This window comes from Bacillus sp. CFBP9009 (assembly GCF_036541465.1).
Taxonomy (GTDB): domain Bacteria; phylum Bacillota; class Bacilli; order Bacillales; family DSM-1321; genus Peribacillus.
The window spans coordinates 231,277-247,588 of record NZ_JAZHFU010000006.1; the positions used below are offsets into that span (position 1 = coordinate 231,277).

Below are 16,312 nucleotides of genomic sequence, written 5' to 3' on the forward strand. Positions count from 1 at the left end.
GATTTGTAATTTCTAGTTTTTTATACATCACTAGCAACCATATTTTTCCTTCCCGCCCAAGCATTACTTATTCAAGAATATGGCCCTATTGTTGAATAAGAGCTAAAGACGATTCTTCCACTAAACTGCCCCGTTAGTTCATCAATAAAATCAACAACACCCTTTAACGAGCAATAAAAAAGGATGCCGGGTTTATTCCGCATCCTCTTTCTTTTCGATAAATTCGACTACCTCACTTATTGAGCAATCCAAGTATTCGCAAATTAACGCAATCACATCTAATGCTACATATTCCCCGTTTGACATTTTAGCCAACGTAGACGGTGAAATACCTAGGTCCTTCTTTAAGTCAGTTCTATTCTTATCCCTCTTTATAAGTGTAATGTCCATCGGTTTATAGGAAGGGACAATACTTTTAGCTTTTCTTCTTTCGCGTTTCTCTGCCATCTTCAACACCTCTTATTCCTATTATATACATAAAGTAGCTAATACTAAATAAAAAGTTCGATAAGTTGAATATCTTTTATATTTATAGTTGACTTTAATTATTAAAGGTTGTATATTAAGTACAAGAAGTCGAACTAATAATCCGAAAAATAAAATATTGGAGGCGATTATATGAAAAACGCTAAAAAAATTACCGTAACTTACTTATTTGAGGGAAAGATTTATCCATCAGAAAATACTCCGGGCCTTCTTTTATCAGGCAATAAAGTTTTCGTGACTCACGAAAGGTTAGCTGTTTATAAAGCAACTCCTACAAGCGATCCGAACGTTTATCTCGTTAATTTGGACGAAAATGACAAGGATTATTTAATGAATTCGGGTCCAGTCATTGAAGCTATAGGCGTTTGAAACCGAAAAGGTAAATAAACGGCGCGGCAACGCCGTAATTAAGACAGGATCACGGCAATGACCAATCGAACGGAACGCCTGTCATGCTGCAACGTGGCGGGCATTGAAAAAGAACGGTTCAGGGCAATTAGGCGGGCCCAAGAGCCGTTTTTTTATATCATAACAGGAACCAATGTTCGTAACATTTTATTTCTGGTTAAGGTGCGCGAAGTCAAAATCGAAAACTGTACTGTACGGTAAGGGCCAAATTTTCGAAAAAGCTGCGCGGTTTGCCTTCCTGATTCTTATTCTTTTATAGGGAGTAAATATTTGATGTCCGGTTTCCCTTCCTGCCGCCTATTATCTTTTAGATAGTCAATTTGTACTGTCCCGTTTCCGGACCTATGACGTCATAAATTACGTAAGGTTAAAAATCCTAGAAAAGGCGTCCGGAAATGAATGCTCGCGCGACAGAATATTTGAGGAGAATGTCCGAAAGGGGGTGTTCGGGAGGCATACGTATAGAATGGTGCGCTAAATGGTCTTCTCACGTGACTTTAATTTATATAAGGTATAAAACTTTCGAAAAAGCTGCGAAAAAAGGCAAGCTCGCGCGTCAAACAGTGTAGGCGGAAAAATTCCGCGAAATTTAAGGAGGAATCGAGATGGAGAACAGAAAGATTTTTGACAAGCGCAATCCAACGAAAGGGGATCGCAATTTTATCCCGTTACCCAGTGATGCACGCCACTATGTTCACCATGAGCGTATGAGCGCCGAAAAGCTGTTTTTGTATGCGTTGATAATCGACTACTACAATCCGATTGAAGGGCACGCATTTCCTAGCATCGAAACATTGGCACTCAAATACGGTAAGGCACCTGACACAACAAGCCGACATTTGGACGATTTGAAGGCAGTCGAGTTGATTGATTTTCCGGAAAAGGGTTATTACGTACCACTAGTTCCGCTAGATGAGGAGGCTTTCTATCGGGAATTTCCGGCAGCTTGGGAACTGTATCAGAAAAGTTATCAGCGATGCGAAAAAAGAAAGCAGGAAGGTCGAGATCGTATGCGGCAATGGAGGTTGGAGAAAGGGTACGCGGAATGATGGACTATGGTACACCTAATCATCAAGGGTACGAAAGGTGTTACTTAGGTGTTAACTAGATTTATCTTAACGAGATTTAATAACAAGATTTAAAAAGATTGCGCCCCTACTAACGTAGGAACGCCAAGGGGCTGTATTTATTAATATCTTATTCGTAAAAAAGGAAGTTCAACAGAACAATAAAGAGTTAATGCGTACACCTAATTGACCGCGTAACCGCAAAAAGGGGTGAGTATTATTGGAAAACGCTAAAATCAGAGAAATGATTAAATCGGACCCAGAAGGCCTTATCGATGTAATTGAGGAACGCGTCAAAAACATTAACTATTTAGAGGACCCGCGCCGGAATGACCTGCTGGACTATATCGCCGCAAAGGTTAGCAGTCAAGTTACGCCATATCTTCGCCTGGCACGTAAGGCTAGACGTGGACATTATCCGAAATGGGTCGAGTTTCAAGAATTGCTGGTGTATTTCGGCGTCTCGGAAACGCTAACCAGGGCGAACAACTACGGGCCGATGCCGGAAAGGGTTAAAAATCATTGGGAGTCGGAACGTGCTCTCGCATTGGAGGATTATATATTCTTTTTCAACGAGTTGCACAAAATAGAGGACCATAAAAAACGTAGGCTATTCGAGGAGAGTTTCGGTGGGTGGGCACGGCCTGCATTACGGTATGCCTTCGAAAAAGCAGACGCGGATAGGTCCGATAGAGAATTAGTTTCGTATATTAGTAAGGCGTTTTATACGTCTTTCCTCGAAGCTAGGGCGAAAAGCCGGGGGATGAACCGCAGGAGGGTTAACGGTAAGTGGGAATATTATTACGTTAAAGAAGTGAACGATTTCGATTTCACTGATAACGATGTGATGCAGTGTATTTTTCAGACAAACGGTAATTTTCCGGACTTGTCGGAAATGGCTCCACTTCTAACTAAACCGCAAGTAAGGCTTTTAATAAATCTAAACAATATAATCAGAGATGACGTTTCACAGTTAACAGAGGAAGAATTCTACGCTAAATACCCGCACAAGCGAATGAATTATCGCCAAATTTCAAAGGAAATGGGTGTTTCTTATGATTCATTTGTTAAAAACATTCAAAGGATGAAAGCTCGTTTACGGAAATAGTTGTCCAATATTAACCTATACTTAAGGTAAGTGGGGAGAAAGGGAAATGCAATCATTTATTATTTAATATTTTATAAGTAGCGTTCCAAGGCTTAACGGCCATGGGCGCTTTTTTGCGTTAACTAAATTTAAGCGGAGGTGTGTGATGGAATTGATTACTGTTACTGAATACTACGGCAATAGTTTTGTTTCGGAAAGGCAGGCGTATTACATGGGCCCCGGACAAATTGAGTATATACCTGAGAAAGAAGCGGAAGGAGAAGGGGAAATCGAATGAATCAACGCAAAGTAAAATCAATGCGAAGTAAATTATCGCGCCTTGCAAAAAACGAGTGTGCTAGTTACAAAGACGAAGCATGCGCTGTTCAACGTTGTGGCCAGTGCATCGTCGCGATTGAAACGGATTCAATGCCTGGGAATGTTTGCGGCTATTTTGTTCGATCAGTATTGCCAGCAGTTCCGGAGCTTCATGCCGAGTATGTAGATACTTTTCCGAAGGGACACGCTCTCCGTAATGAAAAACCGAAGTTGTCAGATTGCAAACGGTGCGGAGAATCGTTCGAAAAGCGAGGTAACGCCGCGAAGTATTGTGATGATTGTCGGGCGCTAAATGACCGAGATAAAGCTAGGGCTAGAAAGCAAAAAGAAAGACGTCAAACGTCACGGAATTGAGACGCTGGAACCCTTGATATGTAAGGCTTTATAAATGCAAAAAACGAGTAACGGCTATAAATACCCTATTTGTCGGAGTTATACACTTTAAAAGCGTGACAGGAGGGAATTGCGAATGTCTACCGAGAAACAACTCGAATACCTAGAATTAATCTCAATATCAAAGGCACTTCTCGAAGGACAGGCGATTCTTAACGAGATGGAAGGCATGGAGCCAGACGTTGCTTTCATAGATAAGCAGCACCGGAGTATCGCCGAATACACTCGCAGAATCACTGAAATAGAATTTAAAAAACCAAACCAAAGAAAAGAGGAATTTTAATGACAAACTTACAATCAATTAGAGAAAAAATCGAGCAGGCTTACGACTTGAAACACGCTTCAACAGGAGTTTATCGCAAATGGCAAGACGAATACCGAGTTGAGGTTAATAAGATTAGTAAAAATCGCAATTTAACGGACAGTGGGAAATTCAAACTGAAAGAATTATTGGCCGAAAGGAAGACCGTTGAGCTCATGAAAATCTCTAAGGTTCAGCAGGACCAATATCGCAGTCTCCTGAGCGAAGCGCAAAAGGAAGCCAGAAAGGTTGCCGACTCAAAGCCAGACGTGGTAGATAAAGCGATTGCTGAAAGATTCGACAAGTCATTCTGTGAACTTAAAACGGCAGTTATGCTGGCAACTCCGGAAAAGGCGGTCAAAATCCTTAATGATTTCGTAGAGGGAACAGAAGAGCTAGCGTTAGTTGATAAGGTACGTGCTGAGTTTTCTTCAATCATTGCGCCAGTTGTCGGGCAGGCCAAGCAAGAGGACAAAAATAAACTTGTCGATTTGTTTGAGCATACTCAGCGCAAAGCAAAAGGTGAAGAAGTAATCGAAGCTGAGCAACTTATGGAGCGAGCTCAGGGAATGAGTGGCGAGAAGTTTTTCGGCCTAGCCGTAATGGAAAGAGTGATTGAAGTCCACGCAGAAGCCAAGAAATATCTAAACGACCCGGACGCTTTCTTCGAGGAATACCCTGGCACCGAGCGATTAAATACTGCGATGCGTACTGAGGAAGAAGTAATTTTGGAATCTGCAAGCGAAGTCGATTAAACGGCTGCCCTCGGGTGGCTTTTTTATATAAACCGAAAAAAGGGAGGAGTGAGTTTATGAGAGAAAAAGGCAATCGAATCGAGCCAGCTCGCCAAGGAAGTGGAAAAGGTAATAAAACGTTTACCTTCCCGACTTTCCAAGTTGGCCTTGTAGTCGGGTGTAATGGCGGATCGCTTACGTTCAAACTTTATACGGAAGATAACAAGATTGAAACATTCACATTAAAAAACCTTGAAAAGTTCGACGAAAACACAATGCGATTTAAGAAACTAGAAATAGTCGCGGGCGCTACAATCGCCTGGTACTTCATATCAAAGGAAGACCTTGACACGAGAGTGTAGGGCGCCCATTATACGGGCGTTTTTTTTTCGTAAATAAAATGGGGCGGGTTTGATGAGTAGCGATAAGCATATGAATTAAGGACTGCATAAATGGGACACGAAAGATGGCGTCTTGCGTGTGGCTTTTAACGATGATAACTTCGGAAAGATCGATTTACCATTGAATGTATTAAAAATATATAACAAGTTACTTTAATACTTACTGGTAATATAATGTCATTAGAGAAGGTGTTCTAATTGAAGGAAGTTAAACGGATTGCTAAAGCAGGAGAAAAAATAAAAGTGATTAAATTTAGTTGTCAAGGATGGGGCAAAACACCTTATGAGGTCGGGAGTGTATGGATTGTAAGAGAATCAAGGGAAAATCCTTATGGAATAACTTTTTGTGAAGGAGCAAACGGATTTATATGGAATGATTGCTATGTAGTATTAGAATAAACCCCACTTGATTATTAACCCATAAATCAGTGGGGAGTTATTTACCAAGGTAGGCCTGATGGGCTTATTTTTCTGTAAGATAGGCCTAAACCTTGAATTTTTTTTATTAGTTCCTTATTTGGGAATGGATCTGCAATGTAGACTTTAGTTCTTTTAGATAAAAGACTTAAAAAATAATCAATTTCAAATCTATCTACATCCCAATAAGAACAGCCGACAATAACAAATGTGTCTAGTTCTTTCACTACTTTAGAGTACATTTCAAACATTCTTCTGACCCAAGAAAGATGCATTTGAATGTTATGTAATGAAGGCGAGATAATATCAGCTTCTATTCTTGGAGTTAACCACTTGGATTTAGGTACTATATGTACCATTTGTGCATCATTTAAGGTAGCACTGACACCCCATGGATTATCCGTATGAATCATATTACTCGGTAAATCAAAATCGATTGACCCATGAGGTTTAATTAAGGGTATTCGTTTATAGAATTCATTTGTTCCTACTCTAAAAAAGTCGGCTCCTGCTAAAGAAAAAGCATTTTCTAAAAGTAAATCGTAGTTGAAAGAAATAGCAAAAGATAATTTAGATTTATTTTCATGTAACCATTGAACCCATTTCCAGTTAGATAGATCGAATTGTTCAACTTTTAATTGGAAAACAGAGTATGCCATAGCTAAGAATCTACGAAGTTGGACATGGGAATCTCTAGCAATTTTATATTTAGGATCCCGCAGAGAATCAAATTTTCCCGCATTAATTAATGCACGTTCCTCTTCTTCTATGTCTTTGAAAGCTAAGATATATTTTTTTATTGCCTCAAAATCAGATAAGTCACTACCGAATAACTTTTCTTTTATGTGTGGTAAGTGATCCATAAAGTCATTATCGTAACTAATGTCAAGGGAATTAAAATTTCTTAGTGGGAATGATGAATGAAGGCCTAATGGAACAGTGAAGTCTAACGTAAATCCATTGCCTACTAACAAAGCGAATTTTTTCAAACTTTATCACATCCTTATACAATAATTACAATTATAACCTAGTTTTGGCGGTATATAGATAACTATTTCATTAGTCTGATGCAAAGAAAATAAAAAATATTTAGTTCAACAAAAACCAAGCCGCCTGCCACCACGGACCGGTTTTTTTGCGTTGCCCGATGAACGCTAGTCATGGCTAACCTAGCGAAGAGGGTAAGTGCCTTCTGAGATTGACGTCCGTTCCCCTGTGGGCGTCTTTTTTTTGTAATAAATAGGTCGTCGACAGCCGTAGCTCATCGCTGGACACGAATCAAAATACTGCGCCGAACTCAATTAAGTATAGGACGTACAATACGAAAGGTGGAAAAAATAATGAATGATGAAATGAGAGCTTCCCGTGCACGTCGGACTGTTGAGTTTGGGATATTAATTAATCGATTGATTAAACATAAGGGCAAAATATCAAAGCCGGTCATACGCCAGCTTGCGAAGTATAAACGACAGTTTGAAGCTTCCGCAAATGACAAGATACTTGGCGAAATTATTCAAGCACACTTAAAAGTCCTGGCGGAAGTCGAGCTATACGTAAAAGCACGCAACGCAGGCGACGAGATGGGCGAAAAAGGTCATTTAGACGAATCAATACGACTATGGGACGAAGGCGATGTTGTTACAAATAGGATAGTGGAGGAGTTGAGTTAGATGGATTTAAAAGCGAAAATCAGTCTCATAGATAATATGACGAAACCGATTAGCCAGATTTCGAAGCAAATGCAGACGTTTCAAAAACAGACTGAGTACGCAAGTAAAGGCGTAAGTAAAATGAGGTCGAGTATATCGAGCTTCACTTCGGGATTAGGTGCGACTGCGGCCGGTATTATAGGCGTTGTTGGTGCGCAGAAGGCGCTTAACGCTACGATCGGTGAAGCGATGAAGCTTGACTATAACAAGGTCAGTTTGGAAGCGATGTTTCGTGGAGACGCGAAGGCAGCGCAAGAGCTTTCCGACTTCATTCAAAACAAGGCGGTCAATAGCGTCATGACCTACCAAGATGCTTTATCATCGACGCAATCCTTTGCAACGTTAACGAAAAACACCGGTGAGATTAAAACGATGGTTAACCTTACTGAACGCTTAAGTTATCTTAATCCTATGCAAGGCTTTGAAGGAGCTGCGTTCGCGATTAAAGAAGCTCTTGGCGGTGATTTAGTATCCTTGAAGGATCGTTTTAACCTTACGAAAGACCAGGTGCAACCGTTGAAAGATGCGGCCAATCAAGCCGAGAAGTTAAGAGCCCTCGACGCAGTACTTTCAGATATCGGGATTGATACGCAATATCTTGGAAAGGTAAACGATACAACCTATGCCAAGTGGAATAAGCTCGTTGACTCTACGAAGCAATTCCTCGTAGGTCTTGGAGAATCCGCGTTGAGTTCAGTGGGCCCGTTTATCGACAAGTTTACGACTTTTATGGAAGGTAAAGAGTTCGCAAATTTCAAGATAAAGGCGGAAGAAACCTTCAGCTCAATAATTTCAAAAGCAATAAGTTTCGCAACAACGATAAAAGACAACTGGACACCAATTAAAGAAACGGTGATTGCTCTTAGTGGAGCCCTCGTCGTACTAAAAGCCGGCTTTGTCGCAATGTCTGTCATTGGCACAGTTACGAAGATGATGAACGCTTATAAGATAGCGAATGTCGGGGCCACAACGGCTGCGGCTCTTTTTAATGGCGTGCTTTTAGCGAATCCAATCGGATTGATTGTCATAGCTCTTGCGGCCTTAACGGCAGGAATTATTTATGTATACCGTAACTTCGACACGGTCAAGGCGAAAGCGATTGAACTCTGGAATAAGTTCGGATATCTAAAAGGCGCAGTTCTAGCGCTACTTGGACCATTCGGATCCATCGTTTCTGCAGGCGTAGCTATTTACCAAAACTTTGATACCATTAAGTCGAAAGCCGGTACGATGGTCAACTCGGTTATTTCCGGCGTTAATAAAATGATCGGAGTCCTTAATAAGATACCAGGCGTTAACATTCCGATTGTACCGAAAGTTAACTGGGGTAACATCGCAAGCGCTCCGGAGTATAGCGCAGCCAGAGGACAAGGGCGACAAACGTCACATGCGGGCGGTCTGTCACGCGTTCCTTACGATGGTTACGGCGCCAGTCTTCACAAGGGCGAACGTGTCCTGACTAAACAGGAGAATAAGGCGTACTCCGGAAAAGGTGGCGGAGGAAATACGTACCAATTTAACGTTACATTGAACGGAGCGGGCTCATCAAAGAAAGACGCTGATCAATTATTTGATTACTTTGTTAAGAAAGTAACGCAGGCCGGACTTTCGGGTGCTTAACAATAACGGCCGGCTTTCGGGCTGGCTTTTTTCAAATATGAATTAGAAAAATGTTCTTAGAGCAGCTCGTGATTTAGGTAAAAGAACAGGAGGGGAATTAGGCACAAGTATAAATAGGTCGTTAGGATTCCTAATAACATAGTCTTTCAATCTAAACCCTCTACCCTCAATAGCCGTATCGCCAGGCTTACCGATAACGACAATAGGCTGGCAACCATTTTTACAAATGTAAAAAGTCTCTTTGTTTTTTTCGTGAATAGTACATTGACTTAGTAATTGGGATTCTTCACATGTAAGACACTTTGTTTTAAGAGAGGTGTCTGTAATTTTTACTAAACCAGGAACTGTAATTCCGGCATTAATAAGGGCATCAGCAGCTCGGACTATTTTAGGGAAGAATGAGCACCCGAGGAGCGCTAATGACAAGCAACCTAACCATCGGTATTCAGTTTCAGTTTTGTTAGATAGGCCCGCATGAGCACCCTCTCCGTGAGAAAGCTTCATGAAACTGAAAATGTAATTAGCTTGTTCAGTAGTTAAAACTTTAGCATTTTGGAGTTCTTGACGAGCTTTTCCGCCTTTTTTTGGTTTGTTTAGAATTATTAAACACAAATCATTGAAAAGGGACTCTAAGAAGGTTCGCATTTGACCATTTGCTGCTTCCCAATTTTTTTGGGCTATTAATTTCGGTATGTCCTCAAAATGTTTTAATGTAGTCCCTAAGTCTCTTTCTTTAAGAGTTGATGTAATTTGAGAAATTATTTTATCCACATCTTCACTCCCTTTTCCATTTTATTCTATTGTACAATCTTTTGGATTGTATTTAATAGTCTATTACTCGCTTAGTAAAATTTTTTTATCTGAATAGGGAACGTGTGTTCGTGTTATAATATCATTATCCATAGCGAAGGGAATGACGGAAATGACAATACGTGACCGCGGAAAACTAAAGTGGGCACCGGCCGCCTTTCTACCGGAATATACGAAGATGCTGCGTGAATTGGATAGGGATTATTACCGCCAACAAAAACCGATTATTGACGAGTTTCAATTTGATGAGTTCGACCAGCGGATTTGCTACTCAATGGAATATGATTTTGCGGTGAAGATTACGAAGTGGGTGGACGGCTTTAATTACGAAATTGTTGGACGCGTTCATTACGTCGATCCTATAAAAAAGGAAGTACGGCTTAAAACGGAAACTGACGAAGTAGAACGTGTTAAGATGTCGGACATAATTGCGGTGGAGGTACTTGAGTAGGTTTATAGAAGAAAGGCGGCCGCAATGACCGCCCTGACTACCGTTTAATTTTACGTGGTTTATTTAGTTTATCGGTAACTAAGTTTAACGCTGAAAACTGTTCGTGCTGAATCGTGACAGCTTGGCGTGATAAATGCGTATATTTCATCGTCATACGAAGATCGCTGTGACCAAGTATTATTTGAAGACTTCGGATATCTCCACCGTTTTCAAGGAATAACGTCGCAGCAGTATGTCGAAATAAATGCGGATGGACCTTCTTCTTTATTCCGGCAATCTTTACGTATTTAGCGAGTCGGTGGCGGAAGTGATTTGGCGTAAGTGGTTCACCGTAGTTAGCGAGGAAGATATACTCGCTTTCAAATTCGGCGACCTCCGACAATAACTCCTTCATTAATCGCGCTGTTAATTTCGATATATTCAAGAACCGGCCTTTGCGCGTCTTTGTAATTTCCGGCCGCAACGTTATCGTCCGGCTCGAGAAATCAACATCGGTAACCTTTAGTGAGAGTATTTCGTTTATCCGCGCCATCGTATCGGTAAGTACGTTCATTAATACGTAATCCCTAAAGTCGGCATAATCACGTTGCTCAGGCGCATTTAATAACGCCTTCAATTCGTCGACCGTTAGGATATCGATTACTTTTTCGCTCTGCTTAATACTGCTAACGTCCTCGAACGGATTTTCTGCGACTAAACCTTCCGTAACCAAGAATCGAAAGGCGGTCCGCAGTATCTTAAGGATATCGTTTGCTGTCCGTGGAGATAACCCGCGAACCTTATCGGCATCCTTCTTATACTTATGTCCGTCAAATTGAACGCGATCGTTGAGCAGCCAGGTCGAGAAGTCACGACAGACGTCCGTATTTAATTTCCGGGCATCATCGCTGCCAAGGAACTCCGTTAATAAGTTGAATGCGTGCTGATACCTCCATATTGTAGTATCCGCTAAACCTTCCGACTTCTTAACGCTCTTTACTTTTTCGACAAGTACTTCGAGTGAATACTGCTTGCTCTTGGCGGCAGATACCCGCGTGCCTTTTACTTTCTTGCCTCGTCTATTTTCCGAGTGCATAACAAAAAACGCCCCCTTATTAAGTCACCGTAAAGTGAAGGAATAAGGAAGCGTTACGCTGTGCGATATATGAGCGTTACGCAGCGGCTGTGATAACCGTTTCGAAACGTTGATATACCGCGGATATGGAGCATAGCGGGATCGAACCGCTGACCTCTACGCTGCCAGCGTAGCGCTCTCCCAGCTGAGCTAATGCCCCGAATTGAGGTACAATAATTATTTTATCGGATTTTGGTGAAAAGTCAATATTAAATATGAGATTTTTGCAAAAATGATAAAAAAACCGTTTGAGGGCAAGTCAAACGGATCAGACTATAGACTCGATGAATCGAGTTAACCTACAGATTTTTTGTTTATACGATTGAGATGTAAAAGACCTGCCGCAAAATGTAACCATTACACCAACGGAATCGAAAGAAAGGAGGGAAGGTTCTTTTCATTGGCTTTTCGACATTAGAGCTGCAGCCAGCTGTCATTAAAGGCAAAAAATCATTACCGCTAAATGAACTGAATTTGAGATCATGTTAATACATCTCTGGGTATATTTTTTCATCTGTTCAAAAATAGCAACGGTTTTTAGGTGTTCTTTGTGCCACTTTTTAGCGTTCCTGATTCCTTGTTCTTGCGCTTATTCCTCAAAAATCTTTTTCTTCAATACATACCAGACATTATTGACGCCTTGCCCATTTATATCACCTGCCTGTTTATCTTTCACATAGTAATAAAGTGGGTGCCCTTTATATGTTGTTTGTTTTTGTCCGTCATCTCTTATGATTGTTATAAAGTCTTTTTTGGCGAATCCCTTATTAGAGATGATGTTATCTGCATGGAATGGCGGCCAAATTTCAAGACATTGGCCTTTGCAATTACTGAAACTATAATCATCTTTTGTGAAATAATAAAGTGTCATTCCGTCTTGATCTGCTACATACTTCCCTGCTTCGTCAGATTCTAGTATTTTAAGCTTATATTTTTTTGGCTTATCCTGAATTATATCCGTGATGGTATATGTTTTAACATCAACACGTGCAATGGAGAGATCCCGATTTAATACATAAGCCTGATCCCCATCATGGCTAAAGACAATTGCTTGCCTTGGTTCTTTGAACCCCCCAATTGTTTTAACTACACGGTGATCAGTGACATTGATCACGTCAATCGTATTATCAGCTTTGTTGCTTGCAAAAAGGAGTTTACCATCAGGCGATAGAGCCGCGCCGTATGGCTCACGTCCCACTTTGATTTCACCCTTTATATTACCGTCTAGCGTATCAACTTCGGAAATACTGTTGCGTCCGCTGTTGGCGGCATATAATGTTCCTCCATCAGCGGTAATCGAGATTCCGCGAATACTGGAGAACCCTGTAATTTCACGAATGATTTTTTTAGTGGTGGCATCAACGATGGACACTTTATCTCCTTGAAAGTTCGTGACAAAGATATATTTTCCGTCCGAAGAGACTTTAATGCCTTGCCTTGGTTGGGCGAAACCGGTAATGACGTCAATCGGTTTTCGTTTTTCCAGATCCACGACCGTGACGGAATTGTGTGCTTGATTGTTCACATACAATGTCTTACCATCCGGACTGACAGCAGTCCCAAATGCACCTGGACCAACGACAACTTCATCTTTCAAGGTGAGATTTTTTAAGCTGTAAAAACGAAGCGTACCGAGCGTACTGTCTGAGACGACAAACTCCGAGCCACCATCAATAAACACGATGTTTCTCGGTGAACCGAAGCCGTCGATCTTTTTGCGCAACTTGCCTTTGGTAAGATCATAGACCAGGATGGATTGTTCACGACTATCCGATACAATCGCTATTTGCTCGTCTGGACTTACGGCAAGGGAATTGTTGGTGATGTGGGTGTCAAAGCCTGTCGCTAACTCTTGGCTTTTATCTTTAGTAGAAGAAGCACCTATTACATTTGGTATAAAAACCACAAATAGTAAGGGTATAATCCATATACTTTTTAACTTCATTTTTTTAAACATTACTCACCTCGGGAAAATTATTTTCTTGATAATTGTTTATATCCCTGTCAATATCTTGCTGGTTGTCCTAACCACCTTCCTTTAAAATGTTTAATCAAGCCGGAGTTTGTTCTTTCACTATATATAAACGTATAAAGAATGATATCGGTTTGATTATTTTGAAATAAATGTATAGAGTGGACCCCTATGGATTAGGCCACAGTGAAGACACGTAACACTAGACTTTCTCACTGACCGATGATAGTAAATGTCCATATATGCATATTAGGTGTTAGATTCTGATGTTAGAGATAAAACCTGAGGATTGCGGAAGTTTCGATTGGTTTATGCAGGCAAGACTTAGCCATTAATTTAAAAAGATGCCCAATTGGACTTGCTAAGGGTCAAAAATGGTCTAACATAGTGGACTCGTATAGGCTCAACCTCTTAATATTGAGGAAAATTCAAAGAGAATTTCAAAAGGGGTTCGGAATTTTTAATTCCGAACCCCTTTTATTAGTGAACCGTTTGAGGGTAATCAAACGGTTTTTTAATTATGCATTTTCGATCTCTACCCTTTCAATCTCCTTAAGGTTGGAAACGGTGTAATACACTTCCGATGTTCTGACTTTATGATCGACCAGTACTTTAAGTGTCAAAAGGTGATTGTCATTTGCGACATCTTTGATTCTAAGGTTTTTGATGAATATTTTTTCGTCTTTGATTTTTTTCAGTACGACGGCAATGTCATCTTTATTTTGTACGACCAGCTGCAGAAAGATTTCTTTTTGCCGTAACTTCATCGGTCCGAGCCAGGTGACGATTGCGGGCACCAATTCGACACTTATGATCAATAGGATGACGCCCGCTATGGCCTCGAGGAAAAATCCAGCTCCAACGGCGATTCCGATTCCCGCAGCTCCCCAGATGATGGCGGCTGTCGTTAAACCGGATATGCTGTTGTTGTCCCGCCGGAGAATGACGCCAGCACCGATAAAGCCTACGCCAGAAACGATTTGGGCCGCTAGACGCAAGGGATCCATTGTGATATTTACGTCATCGCTCCCCGGGAACTTATAAGCGGATTCCATGGAAACGATCGTTAATAAACAGCTCACGATTGAAATGACCAGGCTTGTTTTTAATCCTACGGGTTTTCGTTTCATTTCTCGCTCGAGTCCGATAATTAGTCCAAGGAGAGCTGAAATTCCCAATTTGATAAGGATTTGCAGTTCCGATTGAGGGTCGAATGTCCATTCCATTTTTGTTTCACCACTTCCGAATTATTATCGAAGAATAAGATCGTCTGTTGCCATATACCCGTTTTTCAAAAAAAACTACCCTAATGATTTTAACATAGTAGAATAGAGTTCAATGAAATGTAATTCCGTTTGAAAGGAGGAATTTGAGTGCAAATGCCAAAAGTAAATCCCTATGTAGCATTGGCAATCGGTGTGGCATCCGTATCGTTTTCGGCCATCCTTGTTAAATTGGCGACCGCTCCATCGGGTGTTATCGCTTTTTACCGTTTATTATTTACCGTCCTACTTATGTTGCCGGTTTTCTTGATGAAATACCGTCATGAACTTAAATTCATTGAAAAAAAGGATTGGCTGTATTCGATTGCGGCAGGAGTGTTTTTGGCTTTTCATTTTATTTTATGGTTTGAATCGCTTAATTACACATCGGTCGCGAGTTCAACTGTGCTTGTCACCCTCCAGCCTTTATTCGCTTTTGCCGGAGCTTACCTGTTTTTTAAAGAAAGATTTTCAATGAAGGCGATATTGAGCGGCATCATTGCGATAGCAGGCAGCCTCGTCATTAGCTGGGGCGATTTGAGAATTAGCGGTATGGCGCTTTGGGGAGATATTCTTTCGCTTATTGCATGTGCGCTGGTAACCGGTTATTTACTGTTTGGTCAAAATGTTCGAAAACGTATCTCTTCTATAACATATACATTTGTCGTGTATGCAATCAGTGCTGCCGCATTGTTTTTCTATGTGATCTTCAAGGGAGAGGCATTGGCGCCTTATCCTGCTTCCGATTGGGTCTATTTCGTTTTGCTTGCGATTTTCCCGACTTTATTGGGGCATTCTTTATTCAATTGGTCACTAAAGTGGTTAAGCACTTCGACGCTTTCGATGGGAATCTTACTTGAACCGGTGGGAGCGACAATTCTGGCTTACTTCATATTAGATGAACCGATACTCTGGACGCAGGTCCTGGGAGGTACCATCATATTGGGTGGTTTGATGATGTTCTTAAAAGATGAAAAGAAAAGCAAGGTACATGAAGAAGCGCAAGTTTCCGTATAAAAGCAGTAAGTCTCCCGACTTACTGCTTTTATTTAATAGGGGTGAAACAAATAGGTGATCCGTGTGAAAACCAAAGCGAAAGTAAAGCTGAATAAAAACGTCGTACCATTCACCTTGCCTTTTTCTCTGCTGAACTTGATGGCTTCATAATAAGCGGTACTGAATAAGTAAAGGGTCATACTGTAAGAAATGAGTAATCCGATTAATGGCAGATTCATTGCTTCACCTCATGGAAAAAGATATCTATATATGACTATTTGTGTTTCTTTGGAAATATGCTTCGTTTATTCATAAACCATGAGCTTGGCCCAGAAAGCAGGGATAAGGGTGTGTTGGTGTAAAGAATATAAAGAAGAAAATAGGTGAAACGTTTTTTTTTGAAAAAGTTTTAAAAAACATATTGCAAACATTTTTAGTACATGGTATATTATTTCTTGTCGCTAAGACAGCAACTTAAACAGCTAACAAGCTGTGAAAAACATTTTAAAAAAAGTTGTTGACGAAACGTGACGGAATGTGTTACATTATAGAGGTCGCTTCTGAGAGAAACGACAGCGAATTGCTCTTTGAAAACTGAACAAAACAAAGCGCCAACGTTAAATTTTAAGTGAGCACACACTATTAAAAAAAAGCAAATGAGCAAGTCAAACATTTCTTCGGAGAGTTTGATCCTGGCTCAGGACGAACGCTGGCGGCGTGCCTAATACATGCAAGTCGAGCGAAT

General features: G+C 40.8%; 19 protein-coding genes, 1 tRNA gene and 1 rRNA gene. 13 read left to right on the plus strand and 8 right to left on the minus strand.

Annotated features, from left to right (window positions below; all coding sequences use genetic code 11):
• Positions 1 to 192: 192 nt before the first annotated feature.
• Positions 193 to 447 (minus strand): helix-turn-helix domain-containing protein, encoded by a 255-nt coding sequence (locus V3595_RS17295; protein ID WP_485908514.1) that lies wholly within the window; start codon positions 445 to 447, stop codon positions 193 to 195.
• Positions 448 to 618: 171 nt separating this feature from the next.
• Between V3595_RS17295 and V3595_RS17300 the strand changes: the two genes are divergently transcribed.
• The 8 genes from V3595_RS17300 (at position 619) to V3595_RS17335 (ending at position 5,615) form a co-directional block, all read left to right on the plus strand.
• Positions 619 to 855 (plus strand): hypothetical protein, encoded by a 237-nt coding sequence (locus V3595_RS17300; RefSeq protein ID WP_485908515.1) that lies wholly within the window; start codon positions 619 to 621, stop codon positions 853 to 855.
• Between the two features lie 644 nt (positions 856 to 1,499).
• Positions 1,500 to 1,943, plus strand: coding sequence for a helix-turn-helix domain-containing protein (locus V3595_RS17305; protein ID WP_406594984.1), 444 nt, complete (start codon positions 1,500 to 1,502; stop codon positions 1,941 to 1,943).
• A 238-nt stretch (positions 1,944 to 2,181) separates the two neighbouring features.
• The gene (locus tag V3595_RS17310; RefSeq protein WP_485908516.1) at positions 2,182 to 3,069 is read left to right on the plus strand and encodes a hypothetical protein; all 888 of its coding nucleotides are present in this window, start codon (positions 2,182 to 2,184) and stop codon (positions 3,067 to 3,069) included.
• Between the two features lie 145 nt (positions 3,070 to 3,214).
• Positions 3,215 to 3,346 carry a hypothetical protein gene (locus V3595_RS17315; protein ID WP_485908517.1) on the plus strand — a complete coding sequence of 44 codons (132 nt, stop codon included), beginning with the start codon at positions 3,215 to 3,217 and terminating at the stop codon, positions 3,344 to 3,346.
• 510 nt (positions 3,347 to 3,856) lie between these two features.
• Positions 3,857 to 4,063 (plus strand): hypothetical protein, encoded by a 207-nt coding sequence (locus V3595_RS17320; RefSeq protein WP_485908518.1) that lies wholly within the window; start codon positions 3,857 to 3,859, stop codon positions 4,061 to 4,063.
• Complete coding sequence (locus V3595_RS17325) at positions 4,063 to 4,836, plus strand: hypothetical protein (RefSeq protein ID WP_485908519.1); 774 nt, start codon at positions 4,063 to 4,065, stop codon at positions 4,834 to 4,836. Before V3595_RS17320 ends, V3595_RS17325 begins: the two co-directional genes overlap by 1 nt.
• A gap of 56 nt (positions 4,837 to 4,892) precedes the next feature.
• A complete protein-coding gene (locus V3595_RS17330) occupies positions 4,893 to 5,177 on the plus strand; it encodes a hypothetical protein (RefSeq protein ID WP_485908520.1) in 285 nt (94 codons plus the stop codon).
• 237 nt (positions 5,178 to 5,414) lie between these two features.
• Positions 5,415 to 5,615, plus strand: a complete 201-nt coding sequence (locus V3595_RS17335) for a hypothetical protein (protein ID WP_485908521.1) — start codon at positions 5,415 to 5,417, stop codon at positions 5,613 to 5,615.
• A gap of 41 nt (positions 5,616 to 5,656) precedes the next feature.
• Here V3595_RS17335 and V3595_RS17340 read toward each other — a convergent pair whose 3' ends face one another.
• Positions 5,657 to 6,622 (minus strand): hypothetical protein, encoded by a 966-nt coding sequence (locus tag V3595_RS17340; RefSeq protein ID WP_485908522.1) that lies wholly within the window; start codon positions 6,620 to 6,622, stop codon positions 5,657 to 5,659.
• A 351-nt stretch (positions 6,623 to 6,973) separates the two neighbouring features.
• Here V3595_RS17340 and V3595_RS17345 point away from each other — a divergent pair, with 351 nt between their 5' ends.
• Together V3595_RS17345 and V3595_RS17350 are read left to right on the plus strand one after the other, a co-directional pair.
• A complete protein-coding gene (locus V3595_RS17345) occupies positions 6,974 to 7,303 on the plus strand; it encodes a hypothetical protein (RefSeq protein WP_485908523.1) in 330 nt (109 codons plus the stop codon).
• Entirely contained in the window at positions 7,304 to 8,962 is a 1,659-nt protein-coding gene (locus tag V3595_RS17350) for a phage tail family protein (RefSeq protein ID WP_485908524.1), read from the plus strand.
• A 42-nt stretch (positions 8,963 to 9,004) separates the two neighbouring features.
• Here the strand turns inward: V3595_RS17350 and V3595_RS17355 are convergent, their stop codons facing one another.
• Positions 9,005 to 9,733 carry a hypothetical protein gene (locus V3595_RS17355; protein ID WP_485908525.1) on the minus strand — a complete coding sequence of 243 codons (729 nt, stop codon included), beginning with the start codon at positions 9,731 to 9,733 and terminating at the stop codon, positions 9,005 to 9,007.
• A gap of 151 nt (positions 9,734 to 9,884) precedes the next feature.
• On the opposite strand from V3595_RS17355, the gene V3595_RS17360 reads away from it, so the two are divergent.
• Positions 9,885 to 10,223 (plus strand): YolD-like family protein, encoded by a 339-nt coding sequence (locus tag V3595_RS17360; RefSeq protein WP_485908526.1) that lies wholly within the window; start codon positions 9,885 to 9,887, stop codon positions 10,221 to 10,223.
• Positions 10,224 to 10,260: 37 nt separating this feature from the next.
• On the opposite strand, the gene V3595_RS17365 is transcribed toward V3595_RS17360, so the two are convergent.
• From V3595_RS17365 to V3595_RS17380, 4 genes are all read right to left on the minus strand, one after another.
• A complete protein-coding gene (locus V3595_RS17365; protein WP_485908527.1) occupies positions 10,261 to 11,298 on the minus strand; it encodes a tyrosine-type recombinase/integrase in 1,038 nt (345 codons plus the stop codon).
• A gap of 126 nt (positions 11,299 to 11,424) precedes the next feature.
• Positions 11,425 to 11,497, minus strand: a tRNA-Ala gene (locus tag V3595_RS17370).
• Between the two features lie 429 nt (positions 11,498 to 11,926).
• Complete coding sequence (locus V3595_RS17375; RefSeq protein ID WP_485908528.1) at positions 11,927 to 13,243, minus strand: beta-propeller fold lactonase family protein; 1,317 nt, start codon at positions 13,241 to 13,243, stop codon at positions 11,927 to 11,929.
• A gap of 584 nt (positions 13,244 to 13,827) precedes the next feature.
• Positions 13,828 to 14,535, minus strand: a complete 708-nt coding sequence (locus tag V3595_RS17380) for an MgtC/SapB family protein (protein ID WP_101223535.1) — start codon at positions 14,533 to 14,535, stop codon at positions 13,828 to 13,830.
• Between the two features lie 153 nt (positions 14,536 to 14,688).
• Here V3595_RS17380 and V3595_RS17385 point away from each other — a divergent pair, with 153 nt between their 5' ends.
• Positions 14,689 to 15,588 (plus strand): DMT family transporter, encoded by a 900-nt coding sequence (locus V3595_RS17385; protein WP_485908537.1) that lies wholly within the window; start codon positions 14,689 to 14,691, stop codon positions 15,586 to 15,588.
• Between the two features lie 32 nt (positions 15,589 to 15,620).
• Here V3595_RS17385 and V3595_RS17390 read toward each other — a convergent pair whose 3' ends face one another.
• Entirely contained in the window at positions 15,621 to 15,806 is a 186-nt protein-coding gene (locus V3595_RS17390; RefSeq protein ID WP_101223533.1) for a hypothetical protein, read from the minus strand.
• 435 nt (positions 15,807 to 16,241) lie between these two features.
• Here V3595_RS17390 and V3595_RS17395 point away from each other — a divergent pair.
• Positions 16,242 to 16,312: ribosomal RNA gene (locus V3595_RS17395) — 16S ribosomal RNA — on the plus strand; the annotation flags it as partial.

What these genes read in the sequence shown, in the direction of transcription:
- V3595_RS17365 (WP_485908527.1), bottom strand. Translation starts at nt 11,298, where the DNA reads ATGCACTCGGAAAATAGACGAGGCAAGAAAGTAAAAGGCACGCGGGTA.
- V3595_RS17325 (WP_485908519.1), top strand. Translation starts at nt 4,063, where the DNA reads ATGACAAACTTACAATCAATTAGAGAAAAAATCGAGCAGGCTTACGAC.
- V3595_RS17380 (WP_101223535.1), bottom strand. Translation starts at nt 14,535, where the DNA reads ATGGAATGGACATTCGACCCTCAATCGGAACTGCAAATCCTTATCAAA.
- V3595_RS17295 (WP_485908514.1), bottom strand. Translation starts at nt 447, where the DNA reads ATGGCAGAGAAACGCGAAAGAAGAAAAGCTAAAAGTATTGTCCCTTCC.
- V3595_RS17330 (WP_485908520.1), top strand. Translation starts at nt 4,893, where the DNA reads ATGAGAGAAAAAGGCAATCGAATCGAGCCAGCTCGCCAAGGAAGTGGA.
- V3595_RS17300 (WP_485908515.1), top strand. Translation starts at nt 619, where the DNA reads ATGAAAAACGCTAAAAAAATTACCGTAACTTACTTATTTGAGGGAAAG.
- V3595_RS17390 (WP_101223533.1), bottom strand. Translation starts at nt 15,806, where the DNA reads ATGAATCTGCCATTAATCGGATTACTCATTTCTTACAGTATGACCCTT.
- V3595_RS17345 (WP_485908523.1), top strand. Translation starts at nt 6,974, where the DNA reads ATGAATGATGAAATGAGAGCTTCCCGTGCACGTCGGACTGTTGAGTTT.
- V3595_RS17320 (WP_485908518.1), top strand. Translation starts at nt 3,857, where the DNA reads ATGTCTACCGAGAAACAACTCGAATACCTAGAATTAATCTCAATATCA.
- V3595_RS17305 (WP_406594984.1), top strand. Translation starts at nt 1,500, where the DNA reads ATGGAGAACAGAAAGATTTTTGACAAGCGCAATCCAACGAAAGGGGAT.
- V3595_RS17385 (WP_485908537.1), top strand. Translation starts at nt 14,689, where the DNA reads ATGCCAAAAGTAAATCCCTATGTAGCATTGGCAATCGGTGTGGCATCC.
- V3595_RS17350 (WP_485908524.1), top strand. Translation starts at nt 7,304, where the DNA reads ATGGATTTAAAAGCGAAAATCAGTCTCATAGATAATATGACGAAACCG.
- V3595_RS17315 (WP_485908517.1), top strand. Translation starts at nt 3,215, where the DNA reads ATGGAATTGATTACTGTTACTGAATACTACGGCAATAGTTTTGTTTCG.
- V3595_RS17360 (WP_485908526.1), top strand. Translation starts at nt 9,885, where the DNA reads ATGACAATACGTGACCGCGGAAAACTAAAGTGGGCACCGGCCGCCTTT.